Origin of the sequence: Ensifer sp. ENS06 (assembly GCF_014852205.1) — a bacterium.
In the GTDB taxonomy this organism is placed as follows: Bacteria; Pseudomonadota; Alphaproteobacteria; order Rhizobiales; family Rhizobiaceae; genus Ensifer; species Ensifer adhaerens.
Map to the genome: position 1 here is coordinate 409,287 of NZ_JACVBC010000001.1, position 17,857 is coordinate 427,143.

The following is a 17,857-nucleotide window of genomic DNA, read 5'->3' on the forward strand; positions in this document are numbered from 1 at the left end:
CAAAGCGGGCGTGCCGTCGTAAAAATGAAATTTTTTACAGAACGGCGCTTGCAATCCCCGAAAGGACCCTTTAGAGAACCGCTCACGCAAGCGGTTCGACCGCTTCAGGCAAAAGCACCCGTAGCTCAGCTGGATAGAGCACCAGACTACGAATCTGGGGGTCAGGAGTTCGAATCTCTTCGGGTGCGCCATTCTTTTCAAAGACATAGATGATGTCTAGATCCGGTTCTTCCGGATCGCCACCTGGGTCGCGCGTCGCGACCTTGCGTTTCGCGACGCGCCTCTCACATCCTTCAAGTGTCTTCGTTTGCAGCGTTCCGCGGGCCAGGCTTGCGGCTGGTGAATCGCGGTGCCGCTCCTTCACCGGATCCGAATCGAGCAGTCAGCGGCCCTGAGGGCTCGCGTTCCCTCAATCCGGTAGGCGGATCAGGACTGGCCCAGGCTGTAACCCTTCTCGACGAGCCAGGCATCGTGAAGCCACTTTTCCGTTCCGCGGCGTCCGGGAAAGCTGATCCAGTGAATGTCGCGCTCGAAGACCATGACCTTGCGGTCCGCGCCGACGATGACCCACATCCAGAGGCCGTCGGCCTGGTTGCGCATCTTGACCTTCATGCCCGTGAGGGTCAGGTCCTCGGTGCGTCCCTTGCGGGTAACCCGCAGCGGTTCGTCATGCGGGTCGATCCAGCTGATCCTCATTCCCGGCAGAAGGTCCGGCGCCGCTTCACGCAGGAAGTCCATGGCGATTGCCTGCGCTTCCTCGCGTGTCGGCAACGGGTGGCGGACTAGGTCCAGATCGATCCGGGCAAACCCCTTGAGGCGGCCGTCGTCGGCGATGACGGTGCTGAAGTGCTCGCCGCCGAGGTCGGCATTGCGTCCGTCGGCGCGCTCGTAGCGGACGAGTTCCGCAGCTTCACCATCGACGACGGCGGTTCGGCGGCCTGCCTCGCGGTAACCGGCGGGCATGAAGGCGCCGATGGTGGCGGCTGCGGGGTGGGCACTGCCGGTCGCGGCTGGCGTTGCCTTGGTCTCTGCCAGGGCCATGTTTGCGGTTGCCGTGACGGCGACAAGGCCGAGGGCGGCAAGGACCGCGAGAGGGCATCTATGCGGCATGTCCAGAGCTCCTTTTGTCTGGTTTGGGGGGCGGAAGGTGGTCATGAGATCGAGCCCTGCGATCGCGGATCGCCAAGGAGAGCGCTCAAGAAGCTGACGCTGCCGACAACGGAAGCGGAGTCCGCGCGGGCCGAGCCAGTAGGGCAAGTGAACCCATTAGCGTAACCTGACGTCAAGTGTAGATTAGGCATATGCCAAATCCCATTGGCGCGCTTACTTTTGCCGCGCCTCGGAGATCAGCCCGTGCATGCGGGCGATGTTGTTTTCGAGGTCCCGTTTGAATGTCGAGAGCTCGTCGAGTTGGGCATTCGTCTTGTCGAGTTGGGCTTGCAGGATTTCCAGCACGCGCTCCTTTCCCCGGATGCCGCTTGCATCCTCGAAATAGAGGTCGATGACAGCGGCGATCTCGTCGAGGCTGAGACCGAGACGTTTCAGCGCCGCGATCTTCTCCAGTCGTTTCGCGGCGGTCTCGTCATAGTATCGGTAGCCGGCCCCTTCGCGCTCGGCCGGCTTCACCAGGCCCAGCCGCTCGTAGTAATGGATCGTGCGGTGGCTGACGCCGGCCCGTTCCGACAGTTCCCCAATTTGCATGAGCGACGACAATCCGGCACCTATCTAAACCTGACGTTGGGTGTAGATTTAGAAGGCAATCTGCCATTCGTCAATGGTTGTCGTGCCGCTTGTTTCGCGCGCGTCAGCGGGAGCTCCGGCAACGCTGACCCTCGAAAGGATTAGGAGACAATAATATATGTTAGTATATAATGATTTACACTGCTCGCGCGCGGTGTCGCGGCGGCAATGGGCCGGGCTGCAACGATCAAGAATCCGATCACGAAAGCGCGGGCGGGTTCACGATCTTTTGACGCCGAAGTGTGAAAATCGGTCCCTCGGCTTCCTATATGAAGGAGGAAGGGGCCGCTGAAGAAAGGAGGTGCCGATGTATCGCTATATGATGAAAGAACTGCTGGTGATTGTTGCTGGCCTTTCGGTTTGTGCCTTCATGATCCTGTTCTTCCTGATCCATTCGACGCCCAACCTCTGACGGTCGCCGAAACGCGCATCTTGAGCGCTTGAACGCCGGCATCAATGCCGTTGCGCCAGGATTTCCATAGTGCGCCGATCCTTCTCTCCCGCGAAATAGCGCGCAAGCGCCGCTCCGAACGGCCCCCCGTCTTTCTCGACCTCGCCAAACAGGGTCATCGATGACCGGAACTTCATGTCATCGGGGCTGGAGAAAATGTCGTGGGCCAATCTGCCCGTAACCGCATTGGTCCGCTCGGTGCATTCGCGCAGCCTGGGGCCGAGCACCGGATGGGCGAGATAGGCCGACGCTTCGCCGAGCCCGGATATCGCATAGCGCTCTGCCATTGCCGAATGGCCAAGGCCAGCAAGCTGCGGAAAGACGAACCACATCCAGTGCGTTCGCTTTTGGCCGTGCGCGAGTTCATCGAGGACCGCGGCATAGACGCGGTCCTGTGCGGTGACGAACCGCTGCAGATCGAAGGGATCGCTCATGTCGCTGCCCCCCTTGGTCGCCCCGTCGGTGAGGCGTCAGTTACCAGCGATCATGAACATGAACCTTCACCAGCCGCGCGTAAACCGCGGCAATCGCCGCCTTGGTCTCGTCGTCGATGGCGGCAAGCGCGCTGGCAGCGGCGTTGGATTGCGCCTGAGCCTCATTGCGGGCGCCCGGGATCACCACGGAGACCGCCTGCTGCTCGAGGATCCAGCGGAGCGCAAACTGCGCCATCGGCACGCCGTCGGGCACCAGCGGGCGAAGCTGCTCGACGGCTTCCAGCGCCGCCTCAAACGGCACACCGGCAAAAGTCTCGCCGACATCGAAGGCTTCGCCATGGCGGTTGAAGTTGCGGTGGTCGTCGGCTGCGAATGCGGTATCCTTGCTGATCTTGCCGGAAAGCAGCCCCGAGGCGAGCGGCACGCGCACGATGACGCCAACATTCTTTTTCTGCGCTTCCGCGAAGAACAGCTCGTGCGGACGCTGGCGGAAGATGTTGTAGATGATCTGCACGGTCGCAACGCCGGGATATTCGATCGCCTTCAGCGCTTCCTCTACCTTTTCGACCGAGACGCCATAGTGGCGGATCTTGCCCTTGGCAACGAGCCGGTCGAGCGCGCCGAACAGTTCCGGCCGATAGTAGACCTCGGTCGGCGGGCAATGCAGCTGCACCAGATCGAGCATCTCGACCCCGAGATTTGAAAGGCTGCGGTCAATGAAGGCCTCGATGTTTTCGCCGGTATAGCCTTCGGTCACATGCGGGCTCAGCCGGCGACCGGCTTTGGTTGCGACGAAGGGCTTGTCGCCCCCGCGCTCCTTCAACACCGCTGCAATGATCTTTTCAGAGCGGCCGTCGCCATAGACATCGGCGGTGTCAACGAAGGTGACGCCAGCATCGAGCGCGGCATTGAGCGCGCGCTTGCCGTCTGCCTCGCTGACATCGCCCCAGGAGCCGCCAATTTGCCAGGCGCCGAAGCCGATTTCGGATATGGTTGCGCCGGTCTTGCCAAGAACTCTTGTCTTCATCGTGCTGTCTCCTGTTTGTGCGTCGCGGATCATACGCTGGCCGGGGCGCTTCTAATATGACTGTTCGGATCGAGTAAGTTAGCGCGGGACGTGGCGCAGGATACCGCGCACATTTTTCGGCAGTGACCCGTTCGTTACGGTCGGTGCTGCGCCGTGGGGTTTCTCGGACCTAAGGGGCTAGTCGTCCAGCGAAACCACGGCCTTGCCGCGGCTGAGGTCAACGACCATGGCGAGGATCGCCTCCGCCTCGTCCTTGCGAAGCTCCACCGTCAGCACGGGCCCCTTGTCGGTGAAGCTCTCATTGATGATCGCCACATCGCGCGCGAGAAGCCGCGCCTTGATCAGCGCCATGTCGGAAAAGTCGAGGGCGACGGTGGCGCGCACGGTCTCGATCATCTCGATCTTTTCCGCCGCCCTGAGGCACAGCGCCGCCGTGCCGCCATAGGCGCGCACCAGGCCGCCGCTGCCGAGCAGGATGCCGCCGAACCAGCGGGTGACCACGACCGCGACGCGGTCGAGCTCCTGGCCGTCTATGGCCGCGAGGATCGGTTTTCCGGCCGTGCCGCTCGGCTCGCCGTCGTCACTGAAGCGATAGGCCTGGCCGATGCGCCAAGCCCAGCAATTGTGGTTGGCGGTAGGATCGGAATGGGCGGCGAGGAAGTCTTTTGCCGCCTGTTCATCGGTAATGGGCGCGGCAAAGGCCAGAAACCGGCTCTTCTTGACGTCCTGGTTTGCCGTTTCGATGCGCTTGAGGGTGAACATGGCTGCTTCCGTTTCTCAGACGCTGATAACGGATTGTTGGGGGCGGCGCCACGGTGGATGCAGCTTGTGCTCTGGTAGATGCGGTCACGATGGAGACCGCACACACTTCGCCATTGTCCCGGAACGAGTGCAGGGGCGAGGACGCCCTATTGGTGGAATGTCAGTCAGTTTAGCCCCCTCCCACGACGGGGAGAGGGCGCTTTGCAAGATATGGAACCGATCAGCCGATCGCCATCAGGCTGGCATTGCCGCCGGCCGCTGCGGTGTTGATCGAGGTCGAGACCTCCTCGAGCAGCCAGTTCAGGCAATAGGCGTCGGGGTTCTTGACGATCTCTTCGCTCGAAGCCGCCTGGACGAGAACGAGCGGGCCGGGAAGGCCGGCGATCGTCTTGCTGACTTCGCGCACGCGGGCGCCGTCACCTTCGACGAGCGCGCCTGCGAACGGACCGTCGGCGGCCCAATCCTTCGACCAGGAAAGGCGTGCGGCGATGCTCGCCGGCAGATCCTTCAGCGAAGCCTGCAGACCGGAAGCCGCGTCGACGACGACGGTATTGCCGGTCGCAAGGGCGGCACCCAGCTGGTGGTAGAGGCCGGTTTCGGTGGTCGGAACCAGCAGCACGCGGCCACGCGGATGCAGCGCATAGAGGTTGCGCTCGCCGACCGGGCCCGGAAGCTCGGAGTGGAGCCCGAGGGCCGAGTTGCTGCCGGCGGTGCGGGCGGCTTCGGCTTCCGCCTTTTTACCCTTGCCGTCGAGCCACTTGGCAAAGTCGAGCAGAACAGGATCGGTGTGAACCGAGCTGTGCTGCGGCGGGACCGGGGCGGTGGCGACGAGGCGGCCGAGATAGAGCGGGCCGCCAGCCTTCGGGCCGGTGCCGGAGAGGCCACGTCCGCCGAAGGGCTGAACGCCGACGACGGCGCCGATGACGTTGCGGTTGACGTAGAGGTTGCCCGCCTTCACCCGCGAGGTGACGTGGGCGATGGTCTCGTCGAGGCGCGTGTGCAGACCGAAGGTGAGGCCGTAGCCGGTGGCGTTGATGTCGTCGATCAACCGGTCGAGATCGTCGCGGCGGTAGCGGATGACGTGCAGAACCGGACCGAAGACTTCGCGCTTGAGGTCTGAGAGCTTGTCGAGCTCGACGATCGTCGGTGGCACGAAGGTGCCCTGTTCGGTGCCGGAAGCAAGGCCGATCTGCTCGACCTTGCGGCCGAGGCCGCGCATGGCATCGATGTGCTTCTCGATGATGCCCTTGGCCTCAGCGGTGATAACAGGGCCGACATCGACCGAGAGCCGGTCGGTGCGGCCGATCTTGAGCTCATGCAGCGCACCCTTCAGCATCGAAAGCGTGCGGTCGGCAACGTCTTCCTGCAGGCAGAGTACACGCAGCGCCGAGCAGCGCTGGCCGGCGCTGTCGAAGGCCGAGGCGATGACGTCGCCGACGACCTGTTCGGCAAGTGCCGAGCTGTCGACGATCATGGCGTTCTGGCCGCCGGTTTCGGCAATCAGCGGGATCGGCCGGCCGGCCGGCGACAGTCGATCGGCAAGCTGCGCCTGGATCAGGCGGGCGACTTCGGTCGAGCCGGTGAACATCACGCCGGCGATCTCAGGCGCGGCAACGAGCGCCGCACCGATGCGGCCGTCGCCGGGGAGCAGCTGCAGCGCGTCGGCGGGAATGCCGGCCTCGTGCAGAATGCGCACGCCTTCGGCGGCGATCAGCGGGGTTTCTTCAGCGGGCTTCGCCAGCACCGGGTTGCCGGCGACGAGCGCGGCGGCAATCTGGCCGGCGAAGATCGCCAGCGGGAAGTTCCATGGGCTGATGCAGACGATGGGACCAAGCGCCTTGTGAGCCGGGCCGAGCGTGCGACGCGTCTGTTCGGCGTAGTAGCGTAGGAAGTCGATCGCTTCGCGCACTTCGGCAATGGCGTTCGGCAGCGACTTGCCGGCTTCGCGGGCGATGAGGCCGAGCAGGGTTGGCATGCGCGCCTGCATCAGGTCGGCAGCGCGGGTAAGGCAGGCGGCGCGCTCGGCGGGCGAGACGGCGGCCCAGCTCGCGGCGGCCTTGGCGGCAAGCGTCGCTGCCTGGCGGGCGTCGGCTTCCGATGCCTCGGTGACGGAGCCGACCACGTCGCGGTGGTCGCCGGGGTTGACGACGGCGCGGGTTTCGCCGGAGGCAGGCCCCGTTGCCAGCTGCGGAACGGCCTTCCAGTTAACCGTCGCACTTGCCTGGAGCGCTGCGGTCAGCGAGGTCAGGCCGGCTTCGTTCGAAAGGTCGAGACCGGCGGAGTTGCGGCGCGTGTCGCCGAAGAGGTTGTCGGGCAGCGCGATCTGGTCGTGCGGTGCGCCAACGACCGGCATCGCGCGCACGATCTCGACCGGATCGGCAATCAGTTCGTCGACCGAGACCTTCGGGTCGGCGATGCGGTTGACGAAGGAGGAGTTCGCACCGTTTTCGAGCAGGCGGCGAACGAGGTAAGCCAGCAGCGTCTCATGGGTGCCGACCGGCGCGTAGATCCGGCAGGGACGGTCGAGATTGCCCTTGCCGACCACCTCGTCATAGAGCGGCTCGCCCATGCCGTGCAGGCACTGGAACTCGTACTTGCCGACCTTGAAGTCCTTGCCGGCCATTTCGTAGATGGTCGCCAGCGACTGGGCGTTGTGGGTCGCGAACTGCGGGAAGATCACGTCGGTTGCGGCCAGCAGCTTCTTGGCGCAGGCGATGTAGGAGACGTCGGTGTAGATCTTGCGGGTATAGACCGGAAAGTCTTCGAGACCGTCGAGCTGCGCGCGCTTGATCTCGGCGTCCCAGTAGGCGCCCTTGACGAGGCGCACCATGACGCGGCGGCCGGCGCGGCGCGCAAGGTCGATGATGAAGTCGAGCACGTAGGGGCAGCGCTTGCCATAGGCCTGGACGACGAAGCCCATGCCGGCCCAGCCGGCGAGATCCTTGTCGAGGCAGAGTTCTTCGAGCAGGTCGAGCGAAAGTTCGAGACGGTCGGCTTCCTCGGCGTCGATGTTGAGGCCGATGTCGTATTTCTTGGCGATAACGGCGAGCGCCTTCACCTTCGGCAGAAGCTCTTCCATGACACGCGACGCCTGCGAACGGGCGTAGCGCGGGTGCAGCGCCGAAAGCTTGATCGAGATGCCGGGGCCTTCATAAATGCCGCGGCCGGCCGATGCCTTGCCGATGGCATGGATCGCCTGCTCGTAGTCGCGGTAGTAACGCTCCGCGTCGGCAGCCGTCGTCGCCGCTTCGCCGAGCATGTCGTAGGAATAGCGGAAGCCCTTCTGCTCGAGTGCGCGCGAACGGCGCAGCGCCTCGTCGATGGTTTCGCCGGTGACGAACTGTTCGCCCATCATGCGCATTGCCATGTCGACGCCGCGGCGGATGACCGGCTCGCCGCAGCGGGCGATCAGGCGGGTGAGCGCGGCGGAAAGGCTGCGGTCGTTGACGGTTGAGGTCAGCTTGCCGGTGACGACGAGACCCCAGGTGGCGGCGTTGACGAACAGCGAGCGGCCACCGCCGATGTGCGACTTCCAGTCGCCGTCGGCGATCTTGTCGCGGATCAGCGCGTCACGGGTTGCGGTGTCCGGAATGCGCAGCAGCGCTTCGGCCAGGCACATCAGCGCCACGCCTTCCTGGCTGGAGAGCGAATATTCCTGCACGAGGCCTTCGACGCCCGAACCCTTGTGCTTGGCGCGTAGCGCCTCGATCAGCTTGCGCGCCGTCTTGGCGGCGGCCGCACGGGTGGTGGCGTCGAGCGTTGCGGCTTCGACCAGTGCCGGCAGCGCTTCCGTTTCCGGCCGGCGGTAGGCGGCGGTGATCGCCTGGCGCAGCGTGCTCTGCGGTCGGACTGGCGGGGCGAACTCGGCAAACGGAGCCTGAGGCGCGCCGGTCTCTGCAGTGGTCTTGTGAAGCGGTGTCTGGCTCATCGAGCGCTATCCTCCGGGAAGCGGTTTTGAAGGCGCGGCGCGCCCTCGATCGTGGGCGGAAAATACGCTTCCTTTCGCCGTACATCCATCCGGCAAATTTGATCTTTAGCGGAATGTTTCACCGTCCCACGCGCGCGGCGCCGCAGAGGATGCGGAATGTTCGCAATATCGCCGGATGATCCGGTGTTATGCGGCCTTGCCGAAATGCTTCTCGCGGGCCATCAGGCACTCGTCATCGCCCGGCATGCAGGTGCGACAGACGATCGGTCGGATCGCGTAGATCTTGCAGCCGACATGGTCGCCGAGCTTGCCGTTGAGCGCCAAGCAGCGATCGTCCTCGCAACGCATGCCGCCGAGATCGGCGGACACGTACTCCGCCGGGATCAGGTCGAGCTCCTCGTCCGTCTCCAGCGAGAAACGCGGCCAGTCGGCCGAATAGGCGCAGCAGGCGCCGCAGCTCTGGCAATCGAAGCTTTCGTCGAGGGATACGGGTTCGGTCATGCCGTCAAACTAGCATGAAGGCCGTGCGTTCGAAATGGCCTTACGCGATGGCGGCATCCCGGCGAGCGATCTCGTAGTCCTCCGTATGCACCAGCACGCCATCGGCGGTCACGACAGCGATGCCATAGGCCGCCGGCTCGTCGACCGACAGCGACGCGTCCGGTGCGTCGAAGGGCATCGGCTGCTGGTGCACCGGGCTCTTGAAGACCGAGAAGGGAATGCCGCGGGAAGAACCACTGATCGTGCGGTGCACATGGCCGGCGAAGATGTGTCGGACATTGCCGTGCCGTTTGACGAGATCATAAAACTCCGCCTCGTTGGCGAGCCGGATCATGTCCATGCCACTAAAGCCGGTCCTGTGCGGCGGGTGATGCATGAAGATGAGCACCGGCCGCTCGCCGGCATCGGCCAATTGCCGGTCGAGCCAGGCGAGCCGCTTGGCGCAAAGTACGCCGGCATGGCTGGTCGGATAATCATAGGGCGGGGCAAACAGCGTATCGAGCAGGAGGACGCGGCAGTCGGCAAAATCGATCGCCTGCTGCACGAAGCCGTTCTCGTCGGTCTCGGCATCGGCAAAGACGTCGCGGAACACCTCGCGCCGGTCATGATTGCCGATGGTGATGGCGACCGGCGGCGTAAGCTGATCGATCAGCCGCTTCAGGCGCTCGTAGGACGCGCGGTCCGCGTAGTGGGTGAGGTCGCCCATGAAGACCACCCGGTCTGCGTCCGCATGGTAGCGGTTGACATGCGCGATGCCGTTGGCCAGCCGCTGATGGGGGTCAAGGCCGATGATTGTCGTACCCTCGGGCACCATATGCAGGTCGGTGAAGATGATCAGCTTTGTCATGGAGTTCCAGAGGGTTGCGTCCGATTGGCCCAAGCTGTCGCGCCGACGGGCCTGCGTCAAGCCGCATCTTTGGGCTCGACAGACGAACTGCGGCCCGCGGTTTTTCTTGCGGGCGCGCGCGGAAAGCGGTAATGCAGGCGCATCTGATATATCAGCCATGGCTGCCGCTAAGGCTATGGCAAGCGCGTTGGAGAAACGGCATGCGGTGGAAGCGCACGATCCAGTTGCTGGACGTTCATTGCGAGGGTGAAATCGGCAAGGTCGCGATCGGCGGCGTGCCGAAGATCCCGGGCAACTCGATCGCCGAGCAGCTCAACCACATCAACACGGTCGATGACAGCCTGCGCCGGTTCCTGTGCCTGGAGCCGCGCTCCGGCTCGATCGGGTCGGTCAACCTTCTGGTGCCGCCGAAGCGGCCGGAAGCTGATGCCGGCTTCATCATCCTGCAGGCCGACCAGGCCCATGCCATGTCCGGCTCGAACTCGATCTGCGTCACGACCGCGCTCTTGGAATCCGGCATCATCGAGATGAAGGAACCCGAGACCGTCGTCATGCTCGACACTGCCTCCGGCCTCGTCAAGGCGACCGCCACCTGCCGCGACGGCCGCTGCGAAAAGGTGAAGCTGACGATGGTGCCGTCCTTCGTGCATGAGCTCGACGTCGAGGTCGACACGCCGAAGTGGGGCAAGATCAAGCTCGATCTCTGCTATGGCGGCATCTTCTACGCCCTGGTCGATGTCGGCCAGATCGGTACCACGATCGACAAGGCGAACGCCCGCGAGATCGTCGAAGCCGGCATGATCCTGAAGGATATCGTCAACCGCACCATCCCCGTCGTTCATCCGGAAATCCCGGAGATCAAGGGCGTCGCCTATGTGATGTTCCGCGATGTCGAGGCTGACGGCACGATCCGCACCTGCACCACGATGTGGCCGGGCCGCGTCGACCGCTCGCCTTGCGGCACGGGCAGCTCCGCCAACCTTGCGACGCTGCATGCGCGCGGCAAGGTCAAGGTCGGTGACGTCCTGAAGTCCCGCTCGATCATCGGTTCGGAATTCGAAGTGGGCCTCGAAGGGGTCACGACTGTTGCCGGTCGCGAGGCGATCATCCCGACCATTGCCGGTCGCGGCTGGACCTTCGGTCTGCACCAGGTGGCGCTCGACCCGTTCGATCCGCTGGCCGATGGCTTCGCACTCACCGATACCTGGGGGCCGCAGGCAGGCGAAATCCGCTAGTCGGCCGCGTTCTTAGGGGGTGTTCTAAACGAAAACGCGGGCCGAAGATCATGGGATCTCCGACCCGCGTGGCCCTTGGGAGGCGTGTTCGATTACTTGATGCGGCTTGCCTTGGGGAGCATGGCTGTCTCAAACCCATCGCTTACGCTGAGTGCGGCCAGCTTCTGGCCGGCAAACGCATCGCCTTCATTGGCGGCCTTGCGGAAGATTTCCCGTGCCGCGGGGATGTCCTTGTTGATGCCTTCGCCGTTCTCGAGCATCAGGCCGAGATTGACCATGGCATCGACATTGCCCCTGTCGGCGGCAAGCCGGTAGAACTTGGCGGCCTTCGCGTTGTCCTCAGCGACCAGCTTTCCTTCATCCAGGATGACCGCGAGATTGAAGGCGGCGACGTCGTCGCCGGCGAGGGATGCCCGCTCGAACCATGCGATCGCGAGTTCGCCGTTGACCGAGGTTCCCATGCCGTCGCGATAGGAGACGCCGAGATTGTAGGCGGCGAGAATGTTGCCGGCGGCGGCGGCCTTCTGGTTCAGCGCGAATTCGGTGGCGGTATCGCCTTCTTCGCCGACGAGAACGGCATAGTTGGTCATGGCCAGCGCGTGGCCATGTTCGGCGGCTTCGCCGAGAATGCGTTGCGACTGGATCTTCTGGCCGGCCTTGTCGAGAACGCGGGCCAGCTGAAACTCGGTGCGGGCGCCACTCTTCTGGTTATAGGCCTCGCGGCAGGCCGACAGCGCGACGCCGATCTTGATGTCCTCAGTGGCAACGGCCGGGAAGACCATATTGCGTTGCAGGTCGAAAATGCTGCCTGCCTCGCGGTCGCAGACGTCGGCTGCGGAAAGCTCGGCGGCGCGGGCTGAAGGAAGTGCGATCGCAGCAACCGCCAGCAAGCTGACGACAGCCAGGAATACGGCGTTGATGATGCGGGTGCCGGATGCGCTGCGATTTTCCATGAAGCTCTCCCTTCTCTTGACAGCGAACTTATCCCTGCTCGTTGGAGACGGCTGTTCCGGCGGGAACAGCCCGGCAACGAAAGCTCGGGCGAAGTGGGGAGGGACTGCTGCGGGCCGGCCCTGCGCCCGCTTGCATCCGGGAGCGCCGGGGCTATCCTCGCAAGGCGGCAGCGATACGGGAGATAAGCGATGGAAGATCTGGCAGCGTCGATGCGCAAGATGCTGGTGAGCCGGCGCGTCGTCGTCGGCGGTCTGTTGCTGACGGCGGTCGGCGGTGGTGCTACGCCCGCCTGGGCAGGCTCAGCCCTTGGCGAGGCAACGGAGATCCGCGGCGATGTCCGGCTGAGGCAGGCAAAAATGGATAAGCCACTCGCCGTCGGCGGTCAGCTGTTCGAGAACGACCGCGTGCACACGAACGCCGAGAGTTTTGCAACCTTGAATCTGGGCACGGATACGCGCGTGCTTCTGGGCGCCGAAACCGAACTGCTCGTCGATAGCTTCATTGCCGGGCAGGGCGGCACGCTCGAGCTTGGAACGGGCCGCATGGTCTTCGACCGGCCTGAGGGGTTGCCGAAGGTCGATGTCGCCGTCCGCACGGCCTTCGGCATGATCGGCGTGCGCGGCACCAAGTTCTTCTGTGGTCCGAGCCGGGCCGCCTTTGCCGTCTTCGTCGAACATGGAAGCGTTTCGGTCGCGCGCGGCGGCGTAACCAAGATCGTCGCTGCGGGGCAGGGGGTGGAGTTTCATCATCGCGGGGACGCCCCGAGCGAGCCCGCCAACTGGAGCGAGGCGCGCATCAAGGAGGCCTATGCCAGCGTCGGCCTGACGCGCTGAGCTGACGCCGACATTATCCGAAGCGGCGGGTGCAGACGGCGCGCCGCCTCAGTCGGCGACCGTGAACAGTTCCATCGTCGAGAACCCGCGGATCTCGTGGCTGCCAAGCGGGCGAAGCGGCCTTTTGCTTTCCTGAGCGGCAGCGGGCCCGACGCAGATCGCCGTGCCGAGAAACTTGTTTGCCTCCTGAAGGCGTGCCGCCAGATTGATCGCATCGCCGTGGGCCGTGTAGTCGAGCTTGCCGCCGGCGCCGACCTCACCGACGACGGCCGGTCCGGTCTCGATCCCGATCCGCGTCCGGCCGAAACCGTTGGAGGCGAACTGCGGACGCCTGCGCATCTCTTCCGTCAGCGCATGGATCGCCTTGGCGCAATCGATGGCCCTGTCGACATGATCAGCCAGATCCTCCGGGGCGTTGAAGAACGCGTGCACCGCATCGCCCACCACCTTGTCGACCATGCCGCCATGGTCGGCCACCAGCGCGTTGACTTCGGCAAAATAGATGTCGAGCAAGGCGATGAGCTCCCGCGGCTTGAGCCTCTGCGACAGGGTGGAAAAGCTCTCGATGTCGGTAAAGAGCGCGGTCACCTGGCGCTCCTCGCCAGCCATGCGGGCAAGTCCGGGATTGTCGATGTAGCGGGCGACCACCGACTGCGGCAGATATTGCGAAAACTTCTGCCGGGCCGTCGCTTCCGCGCGCCGGACCTGGGCAAATTGCAGGACGCTGGTCACCGCGAGGACGGCAATAAGCGCGACCGAGACGCTGACGGCATCGATGAGCCAGCCGCTGGCATCGTAGACGACGGCAGATGCAGCGACCGCGGCGGCGACGGTGCAAAGGCCGAGCGCCGCCGATGTCAGCGGCCGCAGGCGGGTGGCGGCAAAGGCGATGCCGAGGCCGGCGACAAGTGCGGCCACGGCTTCGGCAAGCGGCAATCGGCCGTCGCGCTGCGGCACGAAGCCGGTCATGATCGCGTTGGCGATGTCGGCGTGGATCTGCACCGAGGGTTCGAGCGGCATCGAGGCGCTCGGTCTGAGGCCTCCGAGGCTTGGCAGGCTGCTGCCGATCAGCACGAGTTTGCCGGCGAAGCGCTCGGGCAAAGCCTTGCCGGACAAGACGTCGGCCGCCGAAACCGTACGTTCGCTGAGCCGTTCCTGGGGACTTGCGACGAAACGCAGGCTTCCGGTGTCGTCGAGCAAGATCGTTTGCCCGTCGATGCGCATCCAGGCCGGCTGGCCGCCGAGGATGGGCGTGCCGCCGCCCCGCATCTGCCGGGCCGCTTCGATCGCCAGCGTCGGATAGGCGTCGTTGCCGAGGATGGCATAGGCCTGAACCCGGCGTATGCGCGCATCCTCGTCGCCGACGAGAAACGAGGCCGCCGCCGCACTCGCCTGATCCATGAAGGCCCGGCATGACGTTTCCGCGCCGTCGAGAAACCACAGTTCGGGCGCGGTGAAGGGTCGGCTGAGCGCCAGCGGCGGCACGGGACGCGGCCGCTCCTGCACCGTATCGGCGACGAGAAAACCGAGAACGACGGCGGTCTTCGAAAGTGCTGCGGCAAGCGCCGGGTTGCCGTCGGAGCTGGGGTCGCAATCGGCGCTGAAGACGAAATCGACTGCAATCACCTTGGCGCCCGCGGTCGCGAGTCGCGACAGAAGCTCGGCGGTCGCTGTCCGGTCCCATTCACCCGAAGGGCGCGACTGGTGGGCCTGCCGGTCGATGTCGACGACGACGAGGTCGGGCGACTGGGGGGCAGGAACCCATTGCGTCAGACTGTCGAAGAACAACTCGCGCTGGGTTTCGAACAGCGGTCCGGCGTAGAGATAGAGTGCTATGGCCGCAAGCAGGCTCGTGAGGCAACCGCCGGCGAGCGGCGTGAAACGCAAACGCCGGCGCGGCTCAACGACCATGCGGTCTAGTCCTCCTCGGGGTCAGCGATGCTCTGCAGGCGACCGACCTTGCAGGCGATGATGCCTTCGTTGCGCTTGATCGCGCCGCTCTCCTCAAGCCACTGGATGGCGCGGTTGACCTTGGGTCGGCTGGCGCCGAGCACGCCGGCGATGTCCGTCTGGCTCATGGTCAGCCTGAGATTGGCACTTTCCGGCAATTCGTTGCCGTGGATCTGCCGGAGGGTCGCGAGGAAGAAGCGCGCCACCCGGGCGTTGAGGTCGTAAAGCGCGATGGTTTCCAGCCGCTCCGTCGTGTCGCGAAGCTGGGCGCAGAGAAAGCGGATGACCGCTTCGGCCGCCTCCCGTCGATTGGTGACGATGTCGAGAAAGGCCTTCTTGCCGATTACATAGCCCTCGGAGGCGGTCGTGGCGGTCGCATCGGCCGAACGGGTCTGACCGTCGAGCACCGCCATCTCGCCGAAGATCGCGCCGGCTTCGTGCTGGCGCAGCATCAGTTCGCGGCCCTGCGGCGTGATCAGCGACAGCTTGATGCGCCCGGAGATGACGACAATCATGTAGTTGCCTTCGTCGCCGCGCTGGAAGATCACGGTGCCGGCCGGCCATTTCCGATAGGTTGCGATATTGGCAAGTTCGGCGATAGCGTCCTTGTCGAATTCTTCAAAGATCGGAAACGAGCGCCAGAATGCCGGGCTCCTGTTGATTTCGTTCATGACATTCCCCCGCGCGGCGTCCCCTGCCGCGCCGAAATTCTTCGCCCAGCCGCTCCGTCGTTGCAACATAAAAGAACGAGGCGTCGTCGTTGTAGTTCCGCATTGCCTTGCAGTCCTGCGTCGAGAAGTGGCCGATAGAAGGTTGACGATGCGTCATCGGCGTTTCATTTTTGTGAACGATCTGTCGCCCGCGCAACGGCTAGATGATTTTGAAAATACTGATACTTCTGTTGCCAACGAACCGTTTCTCACAGGAGTCTTCCATGTCTCAGAATGTTGTCGTCCTCGTCGGACGCATCCTGCTTTCGATCATGTTTATCACGGCCGGCTTCGGCAAGCTCACCGATCCGTCGGCGACCGCCGGAATGATCACCGGTGCCGGCTGGCCCGCGCCGACGCTGCTTGCCTATCTCGCCGGCGCCTTCGAACTGGTTGCCGGTCTTGCCGTTCTCGTCGGTTTCCAGACGAAGATTGCGGCCTACCTGCTGGCGGCCTTCACGCTCGTGACTGCCTTCGTCTTCCATAGCGGTGCGATCAACATTCCGACCTTCCCGCCGGAAGCCAACGGCCTGCTGAGCGTCTTCAACAGCCTGATGATGATGAAGAACATCTCGGTCGCCGGTGGTTTCCTCGTGCTCGCCGCCTTTGGCCCGGGCGCGCTGTCGATCGACAAGCGCGGCGCCTGAGGCACGGATTTCACTTGATGAAATGCAAGCCCGCCGGTTCGCCGGCGGGCTTTTTTCGTTGTGTGCGAAGTCTCAGGGATAAATCACGCCCTTGCGCAGGATGACGTTGCCGTAAAGCCGGGGCTCGCTCGTCTGGACCACCGTGTGGGCGGCCCTGACGCGCGGATAGAAATCGGCGCCGAGCAGAGGCACGACGCGGCGGTTCGGTTCGTGCTTGCCGCAGCACGCGACGATCTCTTGGTGGACAGGGTCGAGCGTGTCCTTGTCCTGTTTGACAGTGGCCCGGAAGATCGCCTCGGGCACAAAATCGTCGATCGGCAAGACGCTCAAGATAGCGTCGAGCACGGGGATCAGCGGGTGCCCGTCGAGCCGGATGAGACGGCGCGCATGTTCCTGGCCGGGGTAGTTGCCATCCACCAGCGCGATCTCGTCGCCGTGGCCCATCGCTCGCAGCGTTGCGAGCAGTTCGGGACTGAGGATCGGGTTTAGGCCTTTCAGCATCAGCCGAGCTCCTTGAAGAGGACATTGGTGTCGAGCAGGTAGCGGGAAAAGAGCGGCAGGCTCGCGCCGCCGATGGCGCGCGCATGGCTGCCGACCATGCCTTCCACCAGTTCGGGAATGGTTACACCCTGAAGGTCGAGGTCGTAGAGCGCCTTGCGCGTGGCGGAAAGCAACCGCGCCCGCACCCAGGGCGGGAAGCCGCCGTCGATGACGACGGCCGAGAAGTCGACGATCGAAACGGCGGAGACGACGGCCTGGGCGAGGGCTGCGCCGCAGTCGTCGATCCAGATGTCGAGCGGTTCGCCGAAGTCGATCCAGTCGTCGGCCGAGTACCAGAGCGGCCGCGGATCGATGCCGCGTTCGCGCAAGAGGTTTTCGAGCACGAAGACCGAGGCGATCTTGAGCAGCTGGATGGTTTTGCCGTCCTTGCCCGAGACCGGCAGCGGACCGACGGCGCCAGCCGTTCCTGTTCGCCCGGAGAAGAGTGCGGAGTTCAGCACAACGCCGCCGCCGATGAACGAGCCGATATAGAAATAGACGAAATCCGGATAGCTGGCGCCGACGCCGAAGGCGAGCTCGGCACCGCAGGCGCTGGTGCCGTCGTTCTGCAGAAACACCGGATAGGTGGTACGGGCAGCGACCGCCGCCTGCAGGTCGACGTCGCGCCACCTGTTCATCTCTTCGCGCGGCGCGCCCACTTCTTCGGCCCAGTTCCAGAGCTCGAAGGGGGTGGCGATGCCGATGCCGGCGATGCGCTTGCGCTGGTCGGGGCCAAGCTGCTGTTCGAGCTTCGCCATGCCGGAAATGATGAAATCGACGAGATCGCCGGGCAACGGATAGGGATGCACGTGGTGCAGATGCAGCCGGATGTTGCCGACGAAATCCATCAGCACCAGATCGGCGCTGCGCCGGCCGATCTTGACGCCAAAGGAATAGACCGCGTCTGGGTTGAGCCGCATCGGCGTCGAGGGCTGGCCGACCTTGCCTCTGACGGGATCGCCTTTGACCAGAAGGCCGTCGCTTTCGAGCGCGCGCATGATCACCGAAACGGTCTGCGCCGACAGGCCGGAGCGCCGGGCGATGTCGGCCTTGGAGAGGCCGCCGTGGCGCCGGACAAGCGACATGACCAGCCGTTCGTTATAGGCGCGCACGCGCGTCTGGTTGGCGCCGCCGCTCGGGTCGATGACTTCAGGTTGCGTCGGTCCCCGGTCGGGGCCGTCTGTCAGTGACATGCCACCGTCTCCTCCCGTTGGCATTGGATTATGTGAGCGGGATACGGGCGCAAGCCGCCTGCATAGTTCCTCATCCCGTTCTGCCGCCCGCTTGGCGCAGGTCTC

The 17,857-nt window shown here is 64.3% G+C and carries 17 protein-coding genes, 1 tRNA gene and 1 pseudogene; 4 read left to right on the forward strand and 15 right to left on the reverse strand.

From position 1 onward, the window contains the following. The first annotated feature begins 114 nt into the window (after positions 1-114). Positions 115-191 (forward strand) — tRNA-Arg (locus IB279_RS02065). Positions 192-426: 235 nt separating this feature from the next. Here IB279_RS02065 and IB279_RS02070 read toward each other — a convergent pair. From IB279_RS02070 to IB279_RS02105, 8 genes are all read right to left on the reverse strand, one after another. After that, positions 427-1,110, reverse strand: a complete 684-nt coding sequence (locus tag IB279_RS02070; protein ID WP_113187522.1) for a hypothetical protein — start codon at positions 1,108-1,110, stop codon at positions 427-429. Between the two features lie 213 nt (positions 1,111-1,323). Next, positions 1,324-1,701 carry a MerR family transcriptional regulator gene (locus IB279_RS02075; RefSeq protein ID WP_060607201.1) on the reverse strand — a complete coding sequence of 126 codons (378 nt, stop codon included), beginning with the start codon at positions 1,699-1,701 and terminating at the stop codon, positions 1,324-1,326. 492 nt (positions 1,702-2,193) lie between these two features. Then, on the reverse strand, positions 2,194-2,625 hold the full coding sequence (locus tag IB279_RS02080; RefSeq protein ID WP_192338962.1) for a DUF1810 domain-containing protein: 432 nt from the start codon (positions 2,623-2,625) through the stop codon (positions 2,194-2,196). Between the two features lie 40 nt (positions 2,626-2,665). After that, complete coding sequence (locus IB279_RS02085; protein WP_113187541.1) at positions 2,666-3,652, reverse strand: aldo/keto reductase; 987 nt, start codon at positions 3,650-3,652, stop codon at positions 2,666-2,668. A 177-nt stretch (positions 3,653-3,829) separates the two neighbouring features. Next, positions 3,830-4,414, reverse strand: a complete 585-nt coding sequence (locus tag IB279_RS02090) for a YigZ family protein (RefSeq protein ID WP_113187520.1) — start codon at positions 4,412-4,414, stop codon at positions 3,830-3,832. Between the two features lie 220 nt (positions 4,415-4,634). Further along, entirely contained in the window at positions 4,635-8,342 is a 3,708-nt protein-coding gene (gene putA / locus IB279_RS02095; RefSeq protein ID WP_089043211.1) for a trifunctional transcriptional regulator/proline dehydrogenase/L-glutamate gamma-semialdehyde dehydrogenase, read from the reverse strand. A gap of 186 nt (positions 8,343-8,528) precedes the next feature. Next, a complete protein-coding gene (locus IB279_RS02100; protein WP_034797263.1) occupies positions 8,529-8,843 on the reverse strand; it encodes a YkgJ family cysteine cluster protein in 315 nt (104 codons plus the stop codon). A 40-nt stretch (positions 8,844-8,883) separates the two neighbouring features. Further along, a complete protein-coding gene (locus tag IB279_RS02105) occupies positions 8,884-9,690 on the reverse strand; it encodes a phosphodiesterase (protein ID WP_113187519.1) in 807 nt (268 codons plus the stop codon). A gap of 200 nt (positions 9,691-9,890) precedes the next feature. Between IB279_RS02105 and IB279_RS02110 the strand changes: the two genes are divergently transcribed. Beyond that, positions 9,891-10,925: a proline racemase family protein gene (locus IB279_RS02110; protein ID WP_034797259.1), complete on the forward strand. Its 1,035-nt coding sequence runs from the start codon at positions 9,891-9,893 to the stop codon at positions 10,923-10,925. Between the two features lie 92 nt (positions 10,926-11,017). On the opposite strand, the gene IB279_RS37910 is transcribed toward IB279_RS02110, so the two are convergent. Together IB279_RS37910 and IB279_RS37915 are read right to left on the reverse strand one after the other, a co-directional pair. Further along, positions 11,018-11,356, reverse strand: a complete 339-nt coding sequence (locus IB279_RS37910; protein ID WP_309139233.1) for a tetratricopeptide repeat protein — start codon at positions 11,354-11,356, stop codon at positions 11,018-11,020. After that, positions 11,333-11,878 (reverse strand): annotated as a pseudogene (locus IB279_RS37915) (sel1 repeat family protein); the annotation flags it as partial. The pseudogene IB279_RS37915 and the gene IB279_RS37910, both read right to left, overlap by 24 nt. Positions 11,879-12,088: 210 nt before the next feature. On the opposite strand from IB279_RS37915, the gene IB279_RS02120 reads away from it, so the two are divergent. Further along, positions 12,089-12,712 (forward strand): FecR domain-containing protein, encoded by a 624-nt coding sequence (locus tag IB279_RS02120; RefSeq protein ID WP_113187540.1) that lies wholly within the window; start codon positions 12,089-12,091, stop codon positions 12,710-12,712. A 48-nt stretch (positions 12,713-12,760) separates the two neighbouring features. Here the strand turns inward: IB279_RS02120 and IB279_RS02125 are convergent, their stop codons facing one another. Genes IB279_RS02125 through IB279_RS02135 form a run of 3 tightly spaced genes read right to left on the reverse strand, consistent with a single transcriptional unit; the run spans position 12,761 to position 15,490 of the window. Continuing rightward, entirely contained in the window at positions 12,761-14,623 is a 1,863-nt protein-coding gene (locus tag IB279_RS02125; RefSeq protein WP_113187518.1) for a CHASE2 domain-containing protein, read from the reverse strand. A 5-nt stretch (positions 14,624-14,628) separates the two neighbouring features. Beyond that, complete coding sequence (locus tag IB279_RS02130) at positions 14,629-15,333, reverse strand: Crp/Fnr family transcriptional regulator (RefSeq protein WP_034797255.1); 705 nt, start codon at positions 15,331-15,333, stop codon at positions 14,629-14,631. After that, complete coding sequence (locus IB279_RS02135) at positions 15,281-15,490, reverse strand: hypothetical protein (protein ID WP_146749500.1); 210 nt, start codon at positions 15,488-15,490, stop codon at positions 15,281-15,283. Before IB279_RS02135 ends, IB279_RS02130 begins: the two co-directional genes overlap by 53 nt. A gap of 106 nt (positions 15,491-15,596) precedes the next feature. On the opposite strand from IB279_RS02135, the gene IB279_RS02140 reads away from it, so the two are divergent. Next, entirely contained in the window at positions 15,597-16,019 is a 423-nt protein-coding gene (locus IB279_RS02140) for a DoxX family protein (protein WP_034797251.1), read from the forward strand. A 72-nt stretch (positions 16,020-16,091) separates the two neighbouring features. On the opposite strand, the gene IB279_RS02145 is transcribed toward IB279_RS02140, so the two are convergent. Both IB279_RS02145 and IB279_RS02150 read right to left on the reverse strand, forming a co-directional pair. Next, the gene (locus tag IB279_RS02145; protein WP_060519841.1) at positions 16,092-16,520 is read right to left on the reverse strand and encodes an RbsD/FucU family protein; all 429 of its coding nucleotides are present in this window, start codon (positions 16,518-16,520) and stop codon (positions 16,092-16,094) included. Continuing rightward, positions 16,520-17,752 carry an ROK family transcriptional regulator gene (locus tag IB279_RS02150; protein ID WP_060519843.1) on the reverse strand — a complete coding sequence of 411 codons (1,233 nt, stop codon included), beginning with the start codon at positions 17,750-17,752 and terminating at the stop codon, positions 16,520-16,522. The genes IB279_RS02145 and IB279_RS02150 overlap by 1 nt, the downstream gene beginning before the upstream one ends. Positions 17,753-17,857: the final 105 nt, after the last annotated feature.